Origin of the sequence: Streptomyces cinnamoneus (genome assembly GCF_014650495.1) — a bacterium.
Taxonomy (GTDB): domain Bacteria; phylum Actinomycetota; class Actinomycetes; order Streptomycetales; family Streptomycetaceae; genus Streptomyces; species Streptomyces cinnamoneus.
In genome coordinates, this window is the sequence record NZ_BMVB01000006.1 from 180,878 (window position 1) to 200,019 (window position 19,142).

Annotated in this window: 5 protein-coding genes; all 5 read right to left on the reverse strand. The window is 67.9% G+C overall.

Features of this window, described 5'->3' with window-relative positions:
- Positions 1–25: 25 nt before the first annotated feature.
- A complete protein-coding gene (locus IE182_RS11345) occupies positions 26–2,338 on the reverse strand; it encodes a UvrD-helicase domain-containing protein (protein WP_190109601.1) in 2,313 nt (770 codons plus the stop codon).
- Complete coding sequence (locus tag IE182_RS11350; RefSeq protein WP_190109602.1) at positions 2,335–9,072, reverse strand: DEAD/DEAH box helicase family protein; 6,738 nt, start codon at positions 9,070–9,072, stop codon at positions 2,335–2,337. Before IE182_RS11350 ends, IE182_RS11345 begins: the two co-directional genes overlap by 4 nt.
- Positions 9,069–14,519: a hypothetical protein gene (locus IE182_RS11355; RefSeq protein ID WP_190109603.1), complete on the reverse strand. Its 5,451-nt coding sequence runs from the start codon at positions 14,517–14,519 to the stop codon at positions 9,069–9,071. Before IE182_RS11355 ends, IE182_RS11350 begins: the two co-directional genes overlap by 4 nt.
- The gene (locus IE182_RS11360) at positions 14,516–17,389 is read right to left on the reverse strand and encodes an SNF2-related protein (protein WP_229844737.1); all 2,874 of its coding nucleotides are present in this window, start codon (positions 17,387–17,389) and stop codon (positions 14,516–14,518) included. The genes IE182_RS11355 and IE182_RS11360 overlap by 4 nt, the downstream gene beginning before the upstream one ends.
- A 314-nt stretch (positions 17,390–17,703) precedes the next feature.
- Positions 17,704–18,879, reverse strand: coding sequence for a serine/threonine-protein kinase (locus IE182_RS11365; RefSeq protein WP_190109604.1), 1,176 nt, complete (start codon positions 18,877–18,879; stop codon positions 17,704–17,706).
- Between the last annotated feature and the right edge of the window lie 263 nt (positions 18,880–19,142).

Sequence of the window (19,142 nt, forward strand, 5' to 3'; positions counted from 1 at the left end):
AAGGGCGGGGAAGCCGACATCCATTTCAGACCGGCAGGTAGGGGCTGGGCTTGCCGTGCCAGCTGATGTTCAGCGCGTCACGGGCCCGGGTAGTCGCTACGAACAGCAGGGAACGGGCCTTGCGCTGCTCGCGCTCGTAGCGGGGCGGATCTTCAGTGCGGTAGCGGTCGATGACGTGGGTGCGGGGGATGATGCCGTCACTGGCGCCCACGATGGCGAGGCGCTGGTACTCCAGGCCTTTGAAGCGGTGCATCGTGCCGACGTGGACCTCACCGTCGCCCTTGGGACCTTCCTTGGTGAGTTCCGCACAGGTGATGCCGGCCTTGGTGACCAGGTAGTACATCGTCTGACTGACCATGTCGCGGTCGGCGACGCAGATGGCGATGTTGCCGCTCGGATCTCTGGGCGAGCCGTTCTCGTCCGTGGAGAGCTCCTCGCGCCACGTGGCCAGGGTGGCGGCGAGGCCGACGAGCTCGTCGTCCCAGGAGTCGTACGGCGTGAAGGCCGGGGCGGGGCCGTGAAGGACGGAACGGTATCCGGCAAGATTGTCGGTGCCGTCGTCCAGGTCGTCGTAGCTCACTCTCTGCCCGGTCTTCACGGGGTCGACCACGCGCAGGGCCTTGGTGAGGATCTCCTTGGTGGTGCGGTAGCTGAGGGTCAGGCGGGAGGAGCGGCCACGGATGTTGATGCCGAGGGCGCCGAGGGCCACCTGGTGGTCGTAGATGCGCTGGTGGGTATCGCCGGCGATGAACATGTCGTTGGGCAGGTCCGGGTCGGCCATGGCCCGGAGCATCTTCCAGTGCGCCGGGCTGAGGTCCTGGGCCTCGTCGACGACGATATGGCGGTAGCGGTAGTTGAGGTAGCGCATGCCGGAGCTGTTGTCGCGATGGATGAGGTCCTTGCCGCCCACCTCCTCCTTGTACTCGCGCCGGGCCCGGATCTTCGCGGCACGCTCCATCTCGAAGCGGGCCGCGCGCTCGGACGCCTGGCCCCAGGTCTCCACGCCGAGCTTGTCGAGACGGGCGGTGAACTGCTCGACGAGCTTCCAGATGTGGTTGCGCTCCGGTCGGGTCAGCGAGCGCCCTCGGCCTGCCCGGCGGGCCTGGAAGTAGGCGGAGCGGGTGGGAACGGACTGCCCCAGGATGACCTGTTCCCACTCTTCCAGGAGGAACTCGGGCTCCCAACGGCGGTCATCGAGTTCCGCGAGGAGCTGGCGCATCTCGTTCAGCGCCACGTGGTCGTAGACCCGCTGCCGGCCCCGGCCAGGTGCGGTGTTTTCGCCCAGGACGCGGGCGGCGAGCTGGTCGATGTGAGCGATCTCGACACGGGCGAGGAGCGCGGGATCGACCAGGGACGCCAGACGCAGGCGCAGGTCCGTCGTGAGGTTCTTGGTGAACGTGGTCAAGAGGATGGCCTTGTTACTACCGGGCGGCAGCTGCTCGGCCAGGTGCTTGACCCGGTGCAGGGCAACGATGGTCTTTCCGGTTCCAGGACCGCCTGAGACACGAGCAGGGCCGTTGTAGTGGCGGCGGACGATGCGTTCCTGCGTGGGGTGCAGGAACACCTTCCAGGCCCGGAAGTCCCCTTCATCGATGGCCGCCTGCACGGCCTCGTCGACCGCGGTGACCTTGGTACGGCTCAGGGCCGTGGCGAAGTCACCGAGATCGGGCTCGTGGCCGAGCTCGACGGGCTGGGTGATCTCCTTGCGGACCTCGTCGATGGGCATACCGGCGGCGAGGCCGTAGAGGACGTCCTTGGACAGCAGAGGGGCGCCCTCGACGAGCTGGTCCAGCTCGGCGCTGTCGGTGACGGCGAGGGCCAGCTCGATCAGCTGTTCGGCGACGCCCAGCTCACGCAGCTGGTCGGCGCTGTACGCGGCGAGCAGAGGAGAGATCTCCGCAGGCGGCGCGGGCATCGGTACGGGCTCGGCGGACGGCGCGGTCTGGTCCGGTTCGGCCGGGGTCAGGGTGATGCCGGCACGGCGCAGAGCGCTGTCGCCGACGACGGCGAGGTCGACGAACTCGATCTCGCCGGTGACCCGGTTGACCGCGACCTGGAGCTCTTCGTAGACATCCTTGCGGTGGCGGACGGCGATGACCAGCCAGCTCTCGGTGCCGTCCGTGTCCCGCCCGGCCGGGGTCAGCAGGGTGCGGTAGGAGTCGTTGACCCGCGCGGACCAGACGCGCGAGTCGCCCTTGAGTTTCTTCAGCTTCAGGCCGGGCTGGTTCGGATTGTTCCGGAAGACGTGGCAGAAGTCGTAGAACTGGGCCTTGACCGAGCGGTCGAGCTTGTACAGCTCCTGTTCGGCCTTGCGGTACAGGCTGAGCCGGGCGGTCATCGGGTGGTGCCTTCCGTGTCGGGGAGCTGTTCGAGCAGGGTGTCGAGGTGGACGAGCCATGCAGCGGCGGTCCGGACGGTCCAGCCGTGCTCGGCGTAGACAGCGTCGCGCCGCTGGGCCTCGATGTCCTCATCGCCTTGGTGGGCGGCGACGACGGCGATCTTGAGGCCGGGAGTCTCCCAGGCGAAGTCCGCCTGCCAACGGCTGCTTCCGAGTTCGAATCCGAAGACCGGAGCCTGCTTGCCGTGCTCGGCGAGCGTCTCGGCGAGGCGAAGGAGATCGGGTGCCTCGCCGGGGTCTTCGCGAAGGATCTCAAGGATGTCCTCGTCCCAGACCACGTCCCGGATGATCTGCCGGAGGGCGGCTTCGGCCGGCGAGTCGGCGCTCGGCTCGGAGGCCGCAGGCCGTACGGCAGGCGTGGGCATGGGCGAGGATGCAGGTGCGAGGGCGGCGGAGAGTGAGTCGAGTTCGCCCAGTCCACCGCAGACGTCGAGGACCTCGACCTCGAAGTCTGCGGCGCGGCTGGCGGCGAGCTGTACTCCGTCCCCTCCGGCGAGGGACAGGAACTGGGTGATGTTGGTCCAGTACAGCCAGGACCGCCACCGCAGCTTGTGTTCGTCGGTGTCGAGGACAGCGTCGCTGTCGTCGAGGACCGTCAGGGCGGTCCACCGCAGGTCGTCGGGGTCTGCGGCGTCCAGTGCGATCACGATCGGAAGGCCGTGCTCGTCCTGGGTGCGGAACACGTGGACCGGGCCGATGCCGCTACTGTCGGGTGCCACCGGCTTGTCGTCCCGTCGGCCGGCTCCGACGGCGCCGAGCTGTTCACGCAACGCGGCGACGAGCTCACTGCGCTTGTCCGTGGCGGCCACGGCGGTTGTGGCGGGAACGGCGGTGAGCCCAGTGACCAGGGCGCGCGCCCGGCGGGCCCAGCGGGTGGCATCAGGGTTGCGCAGATAGGCGATGAGCGTGTCGATCGGGTTGGCGAAGACGGCTTCGCCGAAGTGGGCACGGTTGCCCCCATACTGCTCATACGCGGCCTTGGCCTGCTCCTGAGCGGTGCCCCGGTACGGTGGCCAGACAGGCTTGGTACGGCTCGGCGGCTGTTCGAACAAGTCGATGTCGGCCCAGGTGATCTGGAAGACGACCTTTCCGTCGGCGCGGAGCCGGGTGCGCTGGGCCGCGTTCTTGGCGATGAGGTTGTGCTCCCGGCTGGCGTGGAAGCGGAAGCCTTCCAGATAGACGTGCACGCTCTGCACCGGACCGCCGACTCGGGTGAAGGTGAAGTCCGTTCTGGTGCCTTCGAGCTGCCGCTGGGCGGTCAGCCTCCAATGCATCACGCCCGAGCCGTCCGTGAATCGCAGATGCCCGCTGGCGTGGCCGTCCTCGTCCAGGGCCGCGTCGTCGGTGGCTTTCACCCAGTCCCGCAGGATGGCCAGGAAGCGGGCCTCCAAGTCGGATTCGACCTGGGCGTCCAGCCCGACCAGCCCGGTGTGCTCCACATCGCTGATGTCCCAGCCGTCCTCGCCGTCCCCCTTGAACAGCAGCGACTCCAGCATGCTGAGCGCCGCCTGTCGGGAGACGATGTCCTGGAACTGCTCGGGTGTGTAGCGGTGCAGGCAGCGGTGGCAGGCACGCCGCTGTTCTTCCGCGCACGGACATGCCTTGAGCTGTTCGTACGCCCGAGTGAGGGTGTCCCGGAAGGCGTGGCGGTCGGTGAGCCGGTCCAAATAGCCGGTGCCGCCCGGGAGAGAGTCGAAGAGCACCAGGAACCAGCGGCGCTCGCCGCTGTCTAGGTCCGGCATGGACGCCACCGTGGTGTCCAGGTGCTGTGGGTCGCCGCCGAAGTGCAGGTCGACACCGAGCCGCAGGGCGGCCCGGAAGGAGTGCACCCGTGCGTCCACGTCGGCCGTCGCGGCCGGGATGAGGATCCGCAGGGCCTCGGTCTGCAGCTGATGGGCGAGCAGCACCTGCTCCTGCGTGACGCCGTCCTTCTTGCCGCGGCGCAGCGGGCACCACGGGCGGTGGTGCTTGAGCTGGGGGGCACGGGCCGCTGCCGAATCCAGGGCATCGGCGTCGTGGTCGAAGACAGGACGGCCGTCCGCGCTCGCTGCACCGCAGGCCGTACACACATGGAACGGGTTCAGCCGGACCAGATGACCGGCGAAGTCGTCACGGGCGGGAGCGTCGTAGCGGACCGGCCCGACGTTGATCCGGCGGATCATCGCCGTGCGGCAGAAGTCCACGCCGAAGGTCTCGCGGTCGTGCCGCCAGGACTTCCCCCGCTCGATCGCCGCGACGGGAATGTCCACCGCGTCCACGACGGTGTAAGAGCGGCGATCGCGGTCGTCCTTGTCGTCGCGGATCCGGGCGTCCTCACGCTTGTCCCGCGACGTCACGGTGGCAGGCTCCACGACCTGGAACAGGCAGGAGCCGTCGTCGGCGATCTGGCTCGTCTTGCACCGGGGACACGGCGAGCGATCGGCGGTTGCGTTCTCAGTGCGTACGTACCCGCAGCCCGGGCACACCCTCCAGGTCTGCCACTCCTGGCGCCCGCCCGTCGACAGCTCCAGGCCGGTGACCTCGTGCCGGTAGCCGTTGACGTAGAAGGTGTTGCCCGGTGCCAGCTCTTGGATCGCGAGGCGGCGGGGACGCTCGTACGAGAGGGTCTCGGACGTGTACACCATCTTGCCCGTCTTCGGGTCGATGCCATCCTCGCCGTACAGCGTCGCCGACAGTGTCGTCGTCGAGTCGATGAGGGCGTAGTTCGGCAGCAGACCCAGGTCACACAAGGCGCTTTGCGCCGAGGCGTCACCCAGGTGGAGTAGTTGCCTGCCCACCCCCCGCCGCTCGGCGTCCAGCTCCGCCTTCTGACGGGCCTGGTCAGGGTCGCTGTCGTGGAGCTCGCCGTGGGCCTCGTCGATCTCGCGGAGCCGCGCCCGCAAGGCGTCCTCGGCACGCCGCCACTCGCGTTCCGCCCTCTCTACGGCGCTGCGCAGGCCGTGCGTCGCGTACGCCTCCAGGTCGGCCTTGGCCTGCTCGCTGATGCCGGTCGGGAACAGTCGCAGGAACCCCTTGACCAGTTCCTCGCCCTGGTCGAGGGCCAGCTCCACCAGATCGGTCAGATAGCCGGACGGGCCGAACAGGCGAGGCGCCTTGTACGGCAGTGGCCGCAGCACGATGCCGTCCGCGCGGACGAGGCGGCCGGCCGCGGCGAGGTCCAGCAGGTGCGCCAGGTACTGCCGTCGCAGGATCTCGATGGCCGACAGATAGGACCCGGGCGGCACGATCGTGCCCGCGATCAGGTCCTTCGGCCGCTCCAGGAAGTACAGGTCACGACGCCGCCGGTCGGGGATGGTCAGCAGGAAGGCATTGCCGGTACGGCGGCCGGCGCGGCCGACCTGCTGCGTGTAGGAGGCGGGGCGGCGTGGTAGCGCGGCCAGCACGACGGCGGACAGGTCGCCGATGTCGATACCCATCTCCAGCGTCGGCGTGCACGAGAGCACGTTGGGGTCCTTGAACCCGCCGCCGCGCTTGAACGCCTCCTCCACCTTCTCGCGCTGGTGCCGCGTCAGCATGCCCGTGTGCTCGGCGGTGACCACCTGATAGGTGCCCGCGCCGAGGTAGAGCCGGCGGTAGTAGTCGTCCCTGTAGTCACGGTCGCGGTGGTGTATCCCGAGACCCTCGGGCCGGTCACCGGCCACCAGGCGACCCCGGCGGCACCGGTAGGAGGGACAGGGCTGGTCGTGCCACTGGTCCAGCAGGGACGGGTGGACTGTCTGCTCCCAGAAGCACACCGGGCACCGCACATACGAGACCCGCACCTGCTCGTCGTCCAGCAGCCGGGCCTCGATGTTGCCGGGCTTGAGCCCGTACACCCGCACCGAGGTGTCGTTCGGGGTGCGCACCGATAGCAGTCCCATCGAGGCGAGCTCGGGCAGCAACCGGCTCCACAGCTCGGGCGCAAGCTCACGCGGCAGCTCCAGGCACCGCCCGGCCCACCGCTCGTACCAGGACAGCCGACCGGTCGCGAAATCGAACTCGCTGCCGTTCTTTGGCTGCCCGAGCAGGAAGACGGGGGCGGCGATGCCCTTCGGGAACGCCCGCATGCCCGGAGCCCGCTTGCCCCAGATGTAGTACCGGCTGGTGCCCGCCTCATCGACGTACTTGTCCAGCCACCGGTGCGCGACCGCACCGCGGGTACGAAGCCGCTCCAGGAAGATGCGTACGAACGCCAGATAGCGGGCGTCGTCCTGCGCCACCAACGGCAGCCCGTCCCGCACGCACTCCTCGTGCAGATGCTTGACCAGTGCGATCACGGCCGCCGGGTCGTCGATGCGGACCTGTGCGGCGGCTGTCCGGGTCAGCTCCAGCGTACGGCCGTTGCGGGACCGGAACCCGAACTCCATCAGCGCCTCGAACGCCAGCCTCTGGCCGACCAGTCGCCACGTCTTCAGGTCCCCACCTCGGCCCTGCCCGGACAGCAGCCGGTCCACGCCCTTGAATCCGTGCAGGTCCGGTGGCACCACTGCGGAGAGTGTGTCCTTGTCCGTCGTAGCAGCGACGACGTTCGCGATCAGGTCGTTCAGCGCGGTCGGTTCGTCGTGCCGCAAGTGGTCGGCGAGGAGGGCGCGGAGGGAGAAAGTGTACGAGCGGTTGGCGACGAATCCGGCCCGGTGCGCGGCATCCTGCACCGAGTCGTTGAACATCAACGTCTTGTCCTCGTGGAGCTCCTTGTCGAGCTCCCCGCCGGTGAACAGCTGAGTGATGGACGCCGCGGCCATCGCGGCGGCACCCGTACCGAGATAGCGGATCGCGTTGCGCTCACCGCAGGCCGGACACCAGTCCTCCTTGGCCGCGGTGTTCGCGGTCTCGCCGAAGTTCACTAACACGAACGCGGAGTCACGGGCCGCCAGTCGCGGCTCCTTGGTCTCCCGGTCGTAGTCGTTCAGCGGATCAGGCAGCCGCAGCCGCTTACGGGTGCCGTCCAGCACCATCAGCAGCCCGCCGGCACCCTGCGACGCGGCCGACCCTCCCTTGCCGCTGGTCGCGGTCAGCAGCGTGGCCCCGGAACCCTCCCGGGACTCCCGGTCCGTCGCGGCGATCAGGTTCCGCACCCGGGCCTTGTCCTGGCCGAGCGACGCCCGCCGGATCTTGTACGTGTCGAACTGGACGTCGTGATCGTCACTCTCCGGGGAGAACACCGCCCAGCCCGACCGCCCACAGTCACGACAGTAGATCGCCGGAAGGAACAGGTTCGCGCTCTGCCCCGACGTCGCCGTCGTCACCGGCGCCGCACGGCCGCTGTCGGCCGCGCTCGCGTCGGCCGTGCCGGCCGTGTCCCAGCGGAACTCCGCCTTCGGCCAAGGCAGTACACCGCGCAGCAGCCGCGATACCGAACGCGCCCACTGGTGCACCTCGACGTGTACGAAGGGCCGGGGCTCGGCGAGGGAGGAATCCGGGTCACGCGCGTACGACAGCAGCGCGGCGAACCGCGCCAGCGCTTCGGCCGCCTTCTCCGGCTGCCGCGCCACGGCCTGGGACCAGCCGGCCGCTCCCGCCCGCCACATCACGTCCAGCACCTCGGCGCTGGTCTTCACCCCGCCGCCGAGGGCATGCATCACCGCGCGAGTGAACAGATGCCGCTTGAGGTTCCCACCGAGCACGAAGGGATCGAGGTCACGGACGTCCGTCACCTTCTCGATCAGAGCCGACAGCGCCTCGTCGCTGGTCGCCGGATCGGGTAGCGCCAGCAGCTCGTCGGGCGTCGGCATCGGCTGCATGGTCAGCTCGCCGAGCGGGATGAACCCCTCGACCGTGAGCCGGTTCTCCCCGACGATGGAGTCCTTCGTGAACTCCGTGCCGAAGACGTGGGTCGCCACCTCCAGCAGCTGCGCCGTGCCGTCCTCGTCCGTACCGGAAGCGAGCGTCGCCGACGTTGCCACCGGGCAAATTCTCCCCAGCGGGCGGCCGTCCTCGGCCGCCCCCACGGCAGCGGCCAGCCGACGCAGCAGCATCCCGACGTCCGTGCCCTGAGCGCCGTCGTACGTGTGGAACTCGTCCACGACTACGTAGCGGATGTCCGACTCCCGCCACAGGGGAGCGTCGTCCGCACGCTGGAGGAGGAGGTCCAGCATCTTGTAGTTCGTTATCAGGATGTCCGGCGGGGACATTTGCATGTCCGAGCGGCGGGTTCGCACCTTCTCGTACTGCGTCGCCGCACGCTCACCGATGTACAGGCCGGCCGATAGCCTCCCCAGTTCGGCGTTCTCCGTGAGGAGCTCGTTGATGCGCTGCGCCTGGTCGGTGGCCAGGGCATTCATCGGGTAGAGGAAGACCGCCTTCACTCCGGTCTTGTCCGCGGCCCGCTCCCGACGGCAGTGGTCCAGCACGGGGTAGAGGAACGACTCGGTCTTTCCGGAACCGGTACCGGTGGTGACCAGCGTGGGTTGCGGGGTGTGGCCGTGCGCCGAGGTCAGCCGCGCGAACGCGACCGCCTGATGCGCGTACGGCTTGAAGCCCTCCCTCTGCCACTCGAGGTGCTTGCGCCACTCCTCGCCGGCCACGGTGAATGGTGTCCGGATCCGCAGATACGGGCCACGGAACATCCCCGACGTCTCGTCCCCGAGGAACCGGTGCAAGGCCTCACGCGCACCCTCGTCGGTGAGCGCGTACGTCGTCGACAGATACTGCAGCAGGCTCTCCTTGAGCCCGCGCGCCTGAAGCGTCGGCCTCACGGCTTCGGCACCTCCTGCTTCACCGGATCCCAGTCGCCACGGGCGATGGCTTCGTCGAGCCGCTTCTGGAAGTAAGCGTGTGCCGCGCGCATTTCCGCCTCGCGATCAGCCTTGTAGAACGGCGCGGTGTACCCCTCGGGCACGGGTGTGTTGGAGGGGTCCGCCTGGTACGCCTCGAACTGCGCCCAGCTTTCCTTCGTCTGTCGCTGTCCGATCGTGCGGGCGTTCCCCGCGATCTTCCAGCCCTCGGCGTCGAACCAGGTCACGGCCTCGTACTTCTGCAGCACGGGGAAGCGGCCTCGGTACGCGGCGATGAGCGCGTCGGCGTCCATGCCGAGCCAGACGGCTACCAGCGCGTCGATCTCGACCAGGGCGGAACGGCGGGCCCGCTCGGTGCGGAGAGGTGTGTCGGGTCGCCAGTCCGGGGTGACCTCGTGGAGGGACTGGAGGCCAGGCCAGTCGCATGCCCAAGGCTCGTAGGCGGGCCAGGTCGGGTCGTAGAGCTCGGTCCAGAGGTCAGCGTAAGCGCGGGTGAGGCAGTTGAGGCGGAGGGTACGGAGGAGGAGGGCGGAGGCGAGGGGGTGGTCGGCTGCCGGGGCAGGCATCGCGTTAGCTCGTCCGACGTCCAGGTGACCAGTGCCAGTGACACGCAGCAGGTAATCAACAGGAAGGCCAGCCCACATGCCAGCCTGGAGAGCGGTACTCCGGTTATCAAGAATCCACGCGCTCCGAACGACGTTCGTATGTGCAGTGCCAGGCGGAACCAGGGCAGGGTAGAGGCTTCGTTCAGTATCCGGAGCGATCATTTCACGCCAGGCAACCCTGTAAAAAGTTGCGGACCGCCTTCGGGCCCTCCGCGTCAACGCTGCGTCGACGCTTTCCTCGGATACCTGCTCCGAGGAGGTGCCTTGCGTACATGCAAGCTGTTCACGTGCTCTACTGATCGCGGTGTTGTTTGCCCGAAGCCGAGCGAGAGCTTGGTAGTCGATCCACCGCTCCTGATCGGCCAGATAGGCGGCTGTTCTACCGGGCACGCGAACGTACTCGGAGTCGGGTACGAAGTCGGCGGGCAGGGTCACTAGATTGGCGCCGTAGGGATCGTTGCTGTTCGCGTCGTGACGCTTGAAGATGGGTGTAGCAACACTGAGTTGGGTTCCCTTTAGGATTACCTGACGCCAGCGCTGAGGCTGGAACTTCACGCCAGTAGTAGGGTCCGGTCGGTTGTAATCGATTAGGTTATCCTTTTTTGCGCCACTCTCGTGATACCCCCTCGAGATCTGTGGTGATAGGTTGCCAAGCCGCACCGGGTAAGCCGCGAGAGCCTCGATTGCTGATGTTTCCCCTGTGCTGACCGGGAAGAGCAGACGGGCTTGTTCGAGTGGCTGGCTGGCCTCATCCAGTAGGCGCTGCCAGATGGAGAGCTGAGTGGTGTCGACCCGCACGACGCGAGCGTAGTGAGGACGCTCGTCAAACTCGCCGTTTCGGTATCGGACCCCTGGCACCTCACCCGAACCGTCATGGTCAGCGGAATATCGCAAGGCGTCCGCAGAGACCAGCCAGGACAAGTGATTGAAGGAGATTTCCCCTGGCTTTCCGTAGATGTGCACACCGAAATGCGCGGCATCGCCGACAGGCTTAGGGAAGAATCGCTGGCCAGCGTTGACGAAATCGCCGTGTACGCGTAGGCGGCCGTAGGCCGCCTCGCGGAGGCTGCCTTCTTTGTCTCCCGTGAAGTGGGTGTCCGGGTGAACCATCCCCACGGTTCCGTGAAGCGAGGAGTGCGCCCACACCTGGGACATGAAAGCCCGGTACAGGTCGGGCTGTGTTCCCGTGAGCAGTGGATACATCTGCGGCGAGCCGAACACAGCGACCTGGGCGGTGGTGTTGGTCAGCTCGCTGATCACGTATCGGTGAGCCTCAGCGCACTCAAGAACCTTCTGGCGCCGTTGCTTCTTCTCGGCAGCCGATGATTTGTCCTGCAGCTCGAACCACGGTTCGTGCTCGGCGAGCACAGCAGACTCGTTCCAGCGAGGGCGTACCCACGGCGGGTTGCCCACCTGGAGGTCGAAGCCACCGCCCCGAGCGAAGACCAGAGCGAACTCCAGCTCCCAGTGAAGGAAGCCCTGGTCCTCCGCGATATCGAGCACCTCTCGGAGCCACGGGAAGCGGTCCTCCGGGTTGCCAGCGTCCATTCCCATGAAGCTGGGCAGCGTCTCTTCGAAGCTCTTGAGCGCGTCGAGATCCTTGAAGCTGTCGATGAGCGTGCCCTCGGGCACGTCGGCCCTGCCGAGCATGGCCTCCACGAACTCCAGCCAGTCGTCCAAGTCCTTGAGCGGGACGATCGGCCGACGCTCCGGGGCCTTCGGCTTCAGTGCTGAGGTCTGGGTCCTTCCCCGCGGCCTGATCTGCTTGACTTCCACGACCGAGTCATCGGCGCTCAGTTCGAGGTCTTCGAAGCTGGTTTGCTCGGGACCGAAAGCGAACAGGGCCGTCGCCTCGACGTACCGCGGAGCAGGTGTGGGCGCGGGCACAGCGACCGGTCCCGGATCGGCTGGGGCCTCGGGGGGCTGCGCCACAAGCGCCGCACCGTCGAGCAGGCGGCTGAGGCTGTCCGCTCCCGTCACCTCCAATCGCGCCGCGTATTCCCCAGCCGTGCCGTCGAGCAGCCCGGCCTTGTCCACGGGCCAGAACCACAACGCGCACCAGGCGTCCATGATCTTCTTCAAACGCCAGTAGGGGGTGTCCGCGGCGTTGAAGAGGTCCTCGATGACCTGTTCCTTGGTGACGGCCTGGTCAGGACGGTGGAGGAAGGCATACTCCGGGTCGGTCGGGTCGGCGCCCCAGACCTCGATCCGGCGGGCGATCGCCTGCTCGGAGAGCTCCATGCGCTTGGCGACAAGCGACCAGAGGAGTTCGACGCGACGGGCGGCGTCCCGGAGCCGGGTGAACTGGGACACCGGCTCCTTCTTCGACTTGCCGACCTTGCCGCGCTTGGGGCGCTGAAGAATGCCCTTCTTCCAGGCGGCGAGCTGTTCGACACCCTCCTTCGCGAGCTCCTTCGCCTCTTTCGAGCCCGCGACCGCGGCCCACCCGGGGCTCGGCAGCAGGAACTGGTGGACCGCATCCTGGGGAAGCGGCTGGGGCTCGCCGTCCTTGAGGAAGGGCAGCAGGGTGGGGGCCAGGGCGCCCTTGGCCTTGAGCCATTCCTTGCCGGTGACGTCGTCGGCCGCGTAGACGGCGCGGCGGGCACCGATGAGGCTGTTGCCTCGGCGCAGGTGGAGGCCGAACCAGGGGGCTCGCATGCCGGGGTGCATGGTGTTGAGCCACAGGGACACCTCGGCGAGCTCGACGCCGGTGGCGTTGAGGTCGACGCCGTACGCATTGTGCAGAGCGATGTACGCCTTGGCCTTCTGCTTCTCGGTGAGGGCGTACGCGGTCGGGATGGCGACGCCCAGCTCGTCCTGCCTGCGGCGCAGATACTCCTCGGCGACCTGGTTGATCGCCTCGTTGAGGAAGGCGCCGGAGCCGAGGGCCGGCTCGCAGATCTTGTACTTGAGCAGTTCGGACGCGCGGGTCTTGATGATGTTGCCGTCGGCGTCGCGCTCCTGGTCGAGGCGGTGCTTGAGAGTGAGCTCGACCGTGACCTGGGTCAGCGACTCGGGCGTGTAGTACGAGGCGGAGGTCTCGCGGTCACGGCCGGCGAGGCGGTAGACGAAGGAGCCCTTCTCGTACTTCTTGACGCCGCGCAGGCCCTTGCGGGCGTCCTCCTCGTCGTAGTGGACGAGGGTCTTGTCGGGGTACTGGTCCTGCTTGTGGGAGGGGATGAGCCAGGAACCCTTCTCCGGGTCGCCGCCCTTGGCGACCTCGCACAGCTCCTCCTCGGCGATGATGCCGGTGTACGACATCAGGCCTTCGTAGACGGCACCGAGTTGGTTGATGCCGAGGTTGCGGTAGGAGATGAAGCCGCCCCGCTCGCCACGCTTGCCCTTCTTCATGGTGAGCAGGCGCAGCACCTCGTGCAGGGCGGCGTTGCGCAGCCGCAGGTCGAGCCAGCGCGGGGCGTCGTCCTCGTCGCTGCGGGGGTCGAGGACGCCCCTGCCGATGAGGCGTACCGAGCCGGGCTCGAAGAGTTCGCTGCGCAGGGGTTCGAAGCGCAGGCCACGGTCCTCGCTGCGGCGGGCAGCCTTGGCCTTGCGGGTCTCCTCGTCGTCGCCGGGCTGGTCGTCGTCGTCCTCGGTGCCGTACTCGCGGTGGCCGAAGTTGACCTTGTTGAAGAGGACGTCCAGGGATTCGTGCAGGTGGAAGCCGTTGCGGGCCTCCTCCTCGACGAGTTCCTCGTCGCGTTCGACGAGTTCGCGCAGGCGGGCCATGGAGTAGCCGGCCTCGTAGCTTCCGTCGTCGGCGGGGAGGATGCCGAGTTCGGGGCGGGCCTCGGCGTAGAGGAGGAACAGGATCCGGTAGAGGTAGCGGAGGGACTCGCGGGTGAGTTCCCGGGCGAAGGGGATCTTGGGGCTTTCGATGTCGGCCGGGGTGACGTTGTTCTTCGGCTCGGCCATCCGCGCGAGGACTTCGTTGGCGATGACCTCTACCGAGCGTTGGAGCCCGTGGCGCAGTTCGCCGGAGACGCCGGCGGCGTTGGCGCTGGATGACTTCAGCAGGGCATCGATGGCCCGGCTCTGGTCGTTCTCGCCGGGCCGGAGCATGTCCAGGCTGAACAGCGCGGCGATGATGGCGAGTTCGCCCTGCTGGGTGCGGTCGTTGCGTTCCAGGGCCGCGTCGAGGTTGACGGCGAGGTAGCGGCCTTCGTTCCAGGACTGGCGGTCGGCGAGGACGAGCACGCCGCCGCACAGCAACAGGACGAAGCGGGGGCGGGGCCCGCCGGCCTCGCCGAGCTCGCTCTGGAACAGCCAGGCCGCCAGGGCCGGGCCGGTCTCGTACGTCTCGCTCGCGCTGACCCAGAACGGGTGCAGCAGTCGGCCCGGTCCGGTCGCGTTGAGGGCGGCGTCGTTGTCGGCGGCCCAGCCGCAGTCCAGGGCTATGATCCCGTGGCCGTGGTAGGCCACAGGCAGGGAGTGGTCGCGTCCGGCGCGGTGGACGGTGATCTCGGTGGGAGTGGCCTCGAAGCCGAGGGCTTGCAGGACTGTCTGGTGCCACTCGGCGAGGCGCTTGCGCCACTCGAAGTTGTTGTGGGTGTTCGGCCGGACCTCGTCTCCTGCGTCGCGCACGGCGGCCTCGGCGAAGTAGCCACGCACGTCTTCGGAGAGGTAGGCGCCGCGCAGCGAGCGGAGCAGTTCCCGAGGTGTCTTCCGCGGGTCGTTCTCATCGCCTTCGCGCAGGGCCCAGGTGGCGAACAGACCCTTCTTCAGGTCAGTTCCGAGCTGCTCAGCGAAATAGTGCGCGGCGAAGTACTCACCGCGGTTGCTGAAGGAGTCGAAGTCGGTGCTCATCGGTCGGTGCCTCCTTCAGCGGCGTTGAGCGGTTCCAGGACGGCGAGCAGGCGCAGCATCGGCTCGCCCGTGGTCTGCAGGGACTTGAGAAGGCTCAGCCGCCTGCTGGCGCTGAGGTTCACTCCGCGTTTGCCCGTCCCGTCAGAGGAGAACAAGGCTTCCTGCTGCCAGTGCACGACGCGCTTGCGAGACGGGGCCAGGATCGCCTCGATCTCCTCGCCGTACGCCTCCCTCAGGTCCCGGAGGTGCTGTTCCGCCCTGTCGATGGCCGCGGGCACGAGCTCCGTCAGGCCGCCGAGGTCGTGCGGTACGGCGCGGCCGGGCATCGTCGGACCCACGCCGTAGTCCTCCAGGACCTCCGGGGTCAGAGGCGTCACCCGGAAGTCATTCGGGTCGCCGTAGACGGCCATCCACTCGACGATGGTGGGCCGGCCCAGCGCGTTGGAGCAGATGCCCTGCACCAGGAACGTCGGTGAGTCCACGGAGGCGGCGAGCACAGGGGCCTGATGACGGCCGACTTCGACGAGCACCTTGTCGGTCAGCCAGTCCAGGACCGGGTGGACGTCGGTGACGTAGGAGACGTTCGGCCACTGCGACTTGGACGACTCCCGCGCCGCCCTGAGACGCCGGTCTGCGAGGTCCTTGGAGAAGGTGATGCGCATCCGTCCCGGCTCGGCCTTCCGGGGCATGATCCGCTGTTCGTCGAGATACGACTTCGGCAGCGCCTTCAGCCGGTACAGCAGGTCGCGCGGAGGCTCGAACGCGATCGTGCCGTCGTCGTCGCGGCGCAGCGAGAGCTGGTCCTCGGGGTTGGGACGGCAGACCTGACGCAGTGCCTCGTCGAAGTAGTCAGCGGTGGACGAGAACAGGTGCGGCACGTACGCCCGCCGCACCTCGGGATGCTCCGGAACGGCGCCCACCTGGCCGAGCAGTCCGGAGAGGAACGCGGCGCCCCCTTGCTGGGACTGCTTGATGGACTCCTCGACGGTCCGGCCGGCGATCAGATCCTGGGTGAGGCGGTTCTCCTCCTCCTTGGCCCGGTACAGGCCGGTGACCGCCTCCACCGAGCCTTCGATCTTGTGCGCTTCCTCCTCGCGCTTCAGCAGTTTCTCGCCCACGAGGCGGTCGTCCAGCGTACGAGGCTCCCCGGTCGCCTCGTCCGTCCGCCAGGGGATGTTGCTGGTGAGGATCAGAGCCCGGAACTCAGGCTGATGCTCTTGGCCGTAGCGGTCGATACGGCCGTTGCGCTGCTCGATACGGATCAGGGACCACGGCAGATCGAAGTGGATCAGCCGGTGGCACTGCTGGTGGAGGTTCACGCCTTCGGAGGCGACGTCGCCGGTGAACAGGATACGAACGGGGTCGTCGCGTAACCCGAACTTCTCGACGATGGCCTGCTGCTCCTCGTCGCTGGTGGCGTCCCCGTGCATGACCTGCACCGCACCGCCGAAGGCCAGCCAAGGCTTGTTCTCGTCGGGGCCAGCACCGCGCCGGAAGCCGAGCGAGGCCGGAACCGTCTCCGCGAGCCACTTCAGCGTGGGTATGCGCTCGGAGAACACCACCACGCGGGTCTCCGAGCCGGGTCCGACGCCCATAATGCGCAGCTCGTCCAGGAGGGCCGTGAGCTTCGCCGAGTCCTCGTCCTGGATCTGCTCGGCCACGTCCCGGAGGTCCAGCAAGGCCGCGCGCTCCACCTGCCTCGCGGCCTCTCGAACCGCCGGGTCGACTGGTCGGGCCGTCCTCTGCCTGCTTTTCGTCGATTCGGCGGTCGGCTGCTTGTCCAGCGTTGCCAGGCGCGTCTTCACGGTCTCCAGCAGTGCCTTGTGTGAGGACAGGAAGGACTTCAGCAGCTGGTACGGGACCAGTTGGTGCCGGCTGACCGACGACTGGTCCGGATTGGCTGGGATCCAGCGCGTGGCGAGCTCCTGGAAGACAGCGAGCTCCTTCTCGCCGGCCGGTGCGTGGATCGGCTGGGAGGGCCCACGGTCCGCCCAGGCGCCCTTCAGCGAGTCGCGCACCTCCGCCGTCGTCTTCGTACGCCGGATGTAGAGGTGCTCGAGGTCCTTCACCTCGTATTTCGAGGGGTTGGCGATGGCCGCCTCGTCCAGCATCTTGATCAACTCGGCGAACGACTCGGCACGACCGTTGTGGGGAGTGGCCGACGCCAGCACCAGCGCGTCGGCCTTCCTGGCCAGCAGACGGGCAAGCTCGTTGTTCTTGGTGCCCCGGTTGACCAGATTGTGGGACTCGTCGATGACGACGGCGTCCCAGTTGGTGTGCTCCAAGTGGTGCGCGTAGACGTCGCTCTTGAGCGTGTCCACGGAGATGATCGCGCGCTTGAAGTACGCAAACGGGTTCCGGCCGGCCGGGATGTCCTGCTGGATACGCTGGATACCGGTGGAGTCCAGACGGACGAGCGGAATCGCGAAGCGGGTCCACAGCTCCCGCTGGAACTGCTCCAGCACATGCTGGGGGGTCACGACCAGGATTCGCTCCCCGCGCCCGCGCCGGATCAACTCGGCCAGCAGCACCCCGATCTCCAGGGTCTTGCCCAGGCCCACCACGTCGGCGATCAGGATCCGCGGCTGCGGGTTCTTCTCCAGCGACAGCGCCAGCTCGGCAGGCCGCAGCTGGTGCACCTGCTGGTCCATGAGGAACCCGTCGGCCAGCGCGAGCCCGTGCTCGGTCTGTGGCAGGAACGTCTTGCGCATCACCGCTTCAAGGAACAGGCGGCCCCGCCGGTGGTTGGGCGAGTCGTCCGGAACGAGTCGCGTCTCCCGCGGGTCCAGGACCTGGATCGCGTCGAGTCGGCTGTAGAAGACTGCGTCGGTACCTCGTACGAAAGACGAGATGCCGGTGGCCTCCACCATCCACCCGTCTGTGCCGACGTCCTTGGAGTTCCGGACGAGCCACAGCTCGTCACGGATCAGTACCTGGGATCCCGGGGCATAGCCGGCGGACCCACTGGTTCGCTGCGAGGCTGGAGCATGCTCCGGCTCCCAGGCGTCCCACACCGCATCGCCCTGGCCACCCACGGCTTCCGCCTCGACGCTCAACGTCCGCTCCGATCCATCACCAGCGGCCACCGACAGCCGCCCACACCCCACGCGCCTTCAAACAACGGACTACGCCGTCTGCGCGCCATTCCGACAAAGACTCTTACCCGGCACTGTCAGCGCAGCAGTCACAGAACAGGATCGGCGGCATACAACGCGCGCAGCTCGTCCGCAATCCGCTTCGACGCCGGATGCCGTCCCCTGGACGCGCCCACTTCCGGTGGGGCGTTCCGTCTCCCAGAACCCGGGGGTGGATCGGACACGAGAGCCTCAGGCTCTTGCGGCTCCGGCTCGGGTTCGTCGGCTTCGGCCTGTGTCACCCTCACAGGGTCGTCGAGCGGGCTCGCCGGTTCGTCGTCCCCACTACAGTCGGCCTGTTCGTGGATGAGCTTCTCGAGCGACACCGTCAACGGATCGCCAGGAGACGACGGATCCCGGCCACCCTTGGTGTGGGCGATCAGCGCGAGCCGGGCAGCTGCCGGTGTCACCCCGAAGTCGGAGAGGATCTCCGCGCACGCATCGGAGACCGCCTGCAGAGTCGGCCGCCCCTCCGGTGCGTGGGCCAGCATCGACTCCAACAGGGGCACCAGAGGCGCAGGCACACCAGAGAGATCGGGAGCGATCTCGGGATTGGTCACCTGCGCCGCAATCGCCTCCCAGCGCGATCCGTCGTACGGATAGTGGCGAGCTGTCGCGTACAGCAGGACCGTGCCCAGCGCATACACATCCGCTGCGGGGGACACCTGCGGATGGCCGCCGGCCTGCTCCGGCGGCATGCATCGGACGGTGCCGATGATCATGCCGCTGTGCGACAGCGTCTCCTGCGAGGCATCCATGAACGCGCCCAGCCCGAAGTCGATGATCATCGGGCCGTCATCGCCCAGGATGACGTTTTGCGGTTTCAGGTCCCGATGGAGCAACCCCGCGGCGTGGACTCCCGACAAGCCCTCGCCGAGCAGTGCCCCGAGGCTGGCCACCAGAGGCAGCGGAAGCGCACCGTCGCTGTCCACACAGGCCAGCAGGGTGCGCCCGGCCACGTACTCCATGGCCAGCCACGGCCGGTCTGCGTAAGGGTCCGCATCCAGGAAGCGGGCCACCCGGTTCGTGCCGATCACCGTGCGGGCGATCAGCGCCTCCTTCTCGAAGCGCGCACGCGTCAGCGGATCGAGCTTGTCGTTGCGGATCACCTTCACCGCGACCGGATCACCTGCCGGCGTGTAGGCGAGATAGACCTCACCCATCCCGCCCGAGCCGAGCTCCCGCGCCACCGTGTATCGGCCGACCCGCGTGGGTACCCCGCTCATCCGTACCGACTCACCTTTCCACCGCGCCGCGGCTCGATCGGCGCCCTTGTCCAGCAACACTCTAATCGGCCAAGAGATCAACCTGAGGAACTTTCAACCTGATCAGGACACTGGACAACATGTTGCTGTCCAAGTCGCCCGCGAGACATCGTGAGCGTGGGAGATCTAGCTCCGCGGCGAGGGCGACGCGGCCGTGGGACGGCGGGGGTTGACGGTGCGGGTCATCAACGCCACCGGCGCCGTCGTCACCGGCCTCGCCCTCG

Coding starts and splice junctions, on each gene's coding strand:
- IE182_RS11345 (WP_190109601.1), bottom strand. CDS start 2,338: ATGACCGCCCGGCTCAGCCTGTACCGCAAGGCCGAACAGGAGCTGTAC.
- IE182_RS11355 (WP_190109603.1), bottom strand. CDS start 14,519: ATGAGCACCGACTTCGACTCCTTCAGCAACCGCGGTGAGTACTTCGCC.
- IE182_RS11360 (WP_229844737.1), bottom strand. CDS start 17,389: ATGGTGGAGGCCACCGGCATCTCGTCTTTCGTACGAGGTACCGACGCA.
- IE182_RS11365 (WP_190109604.1), bottom strand. CDS start 18,879: ATGAGCGGGGTACCCACGCGGGTCGGCCGATACACGGTGGCGCGGGAG.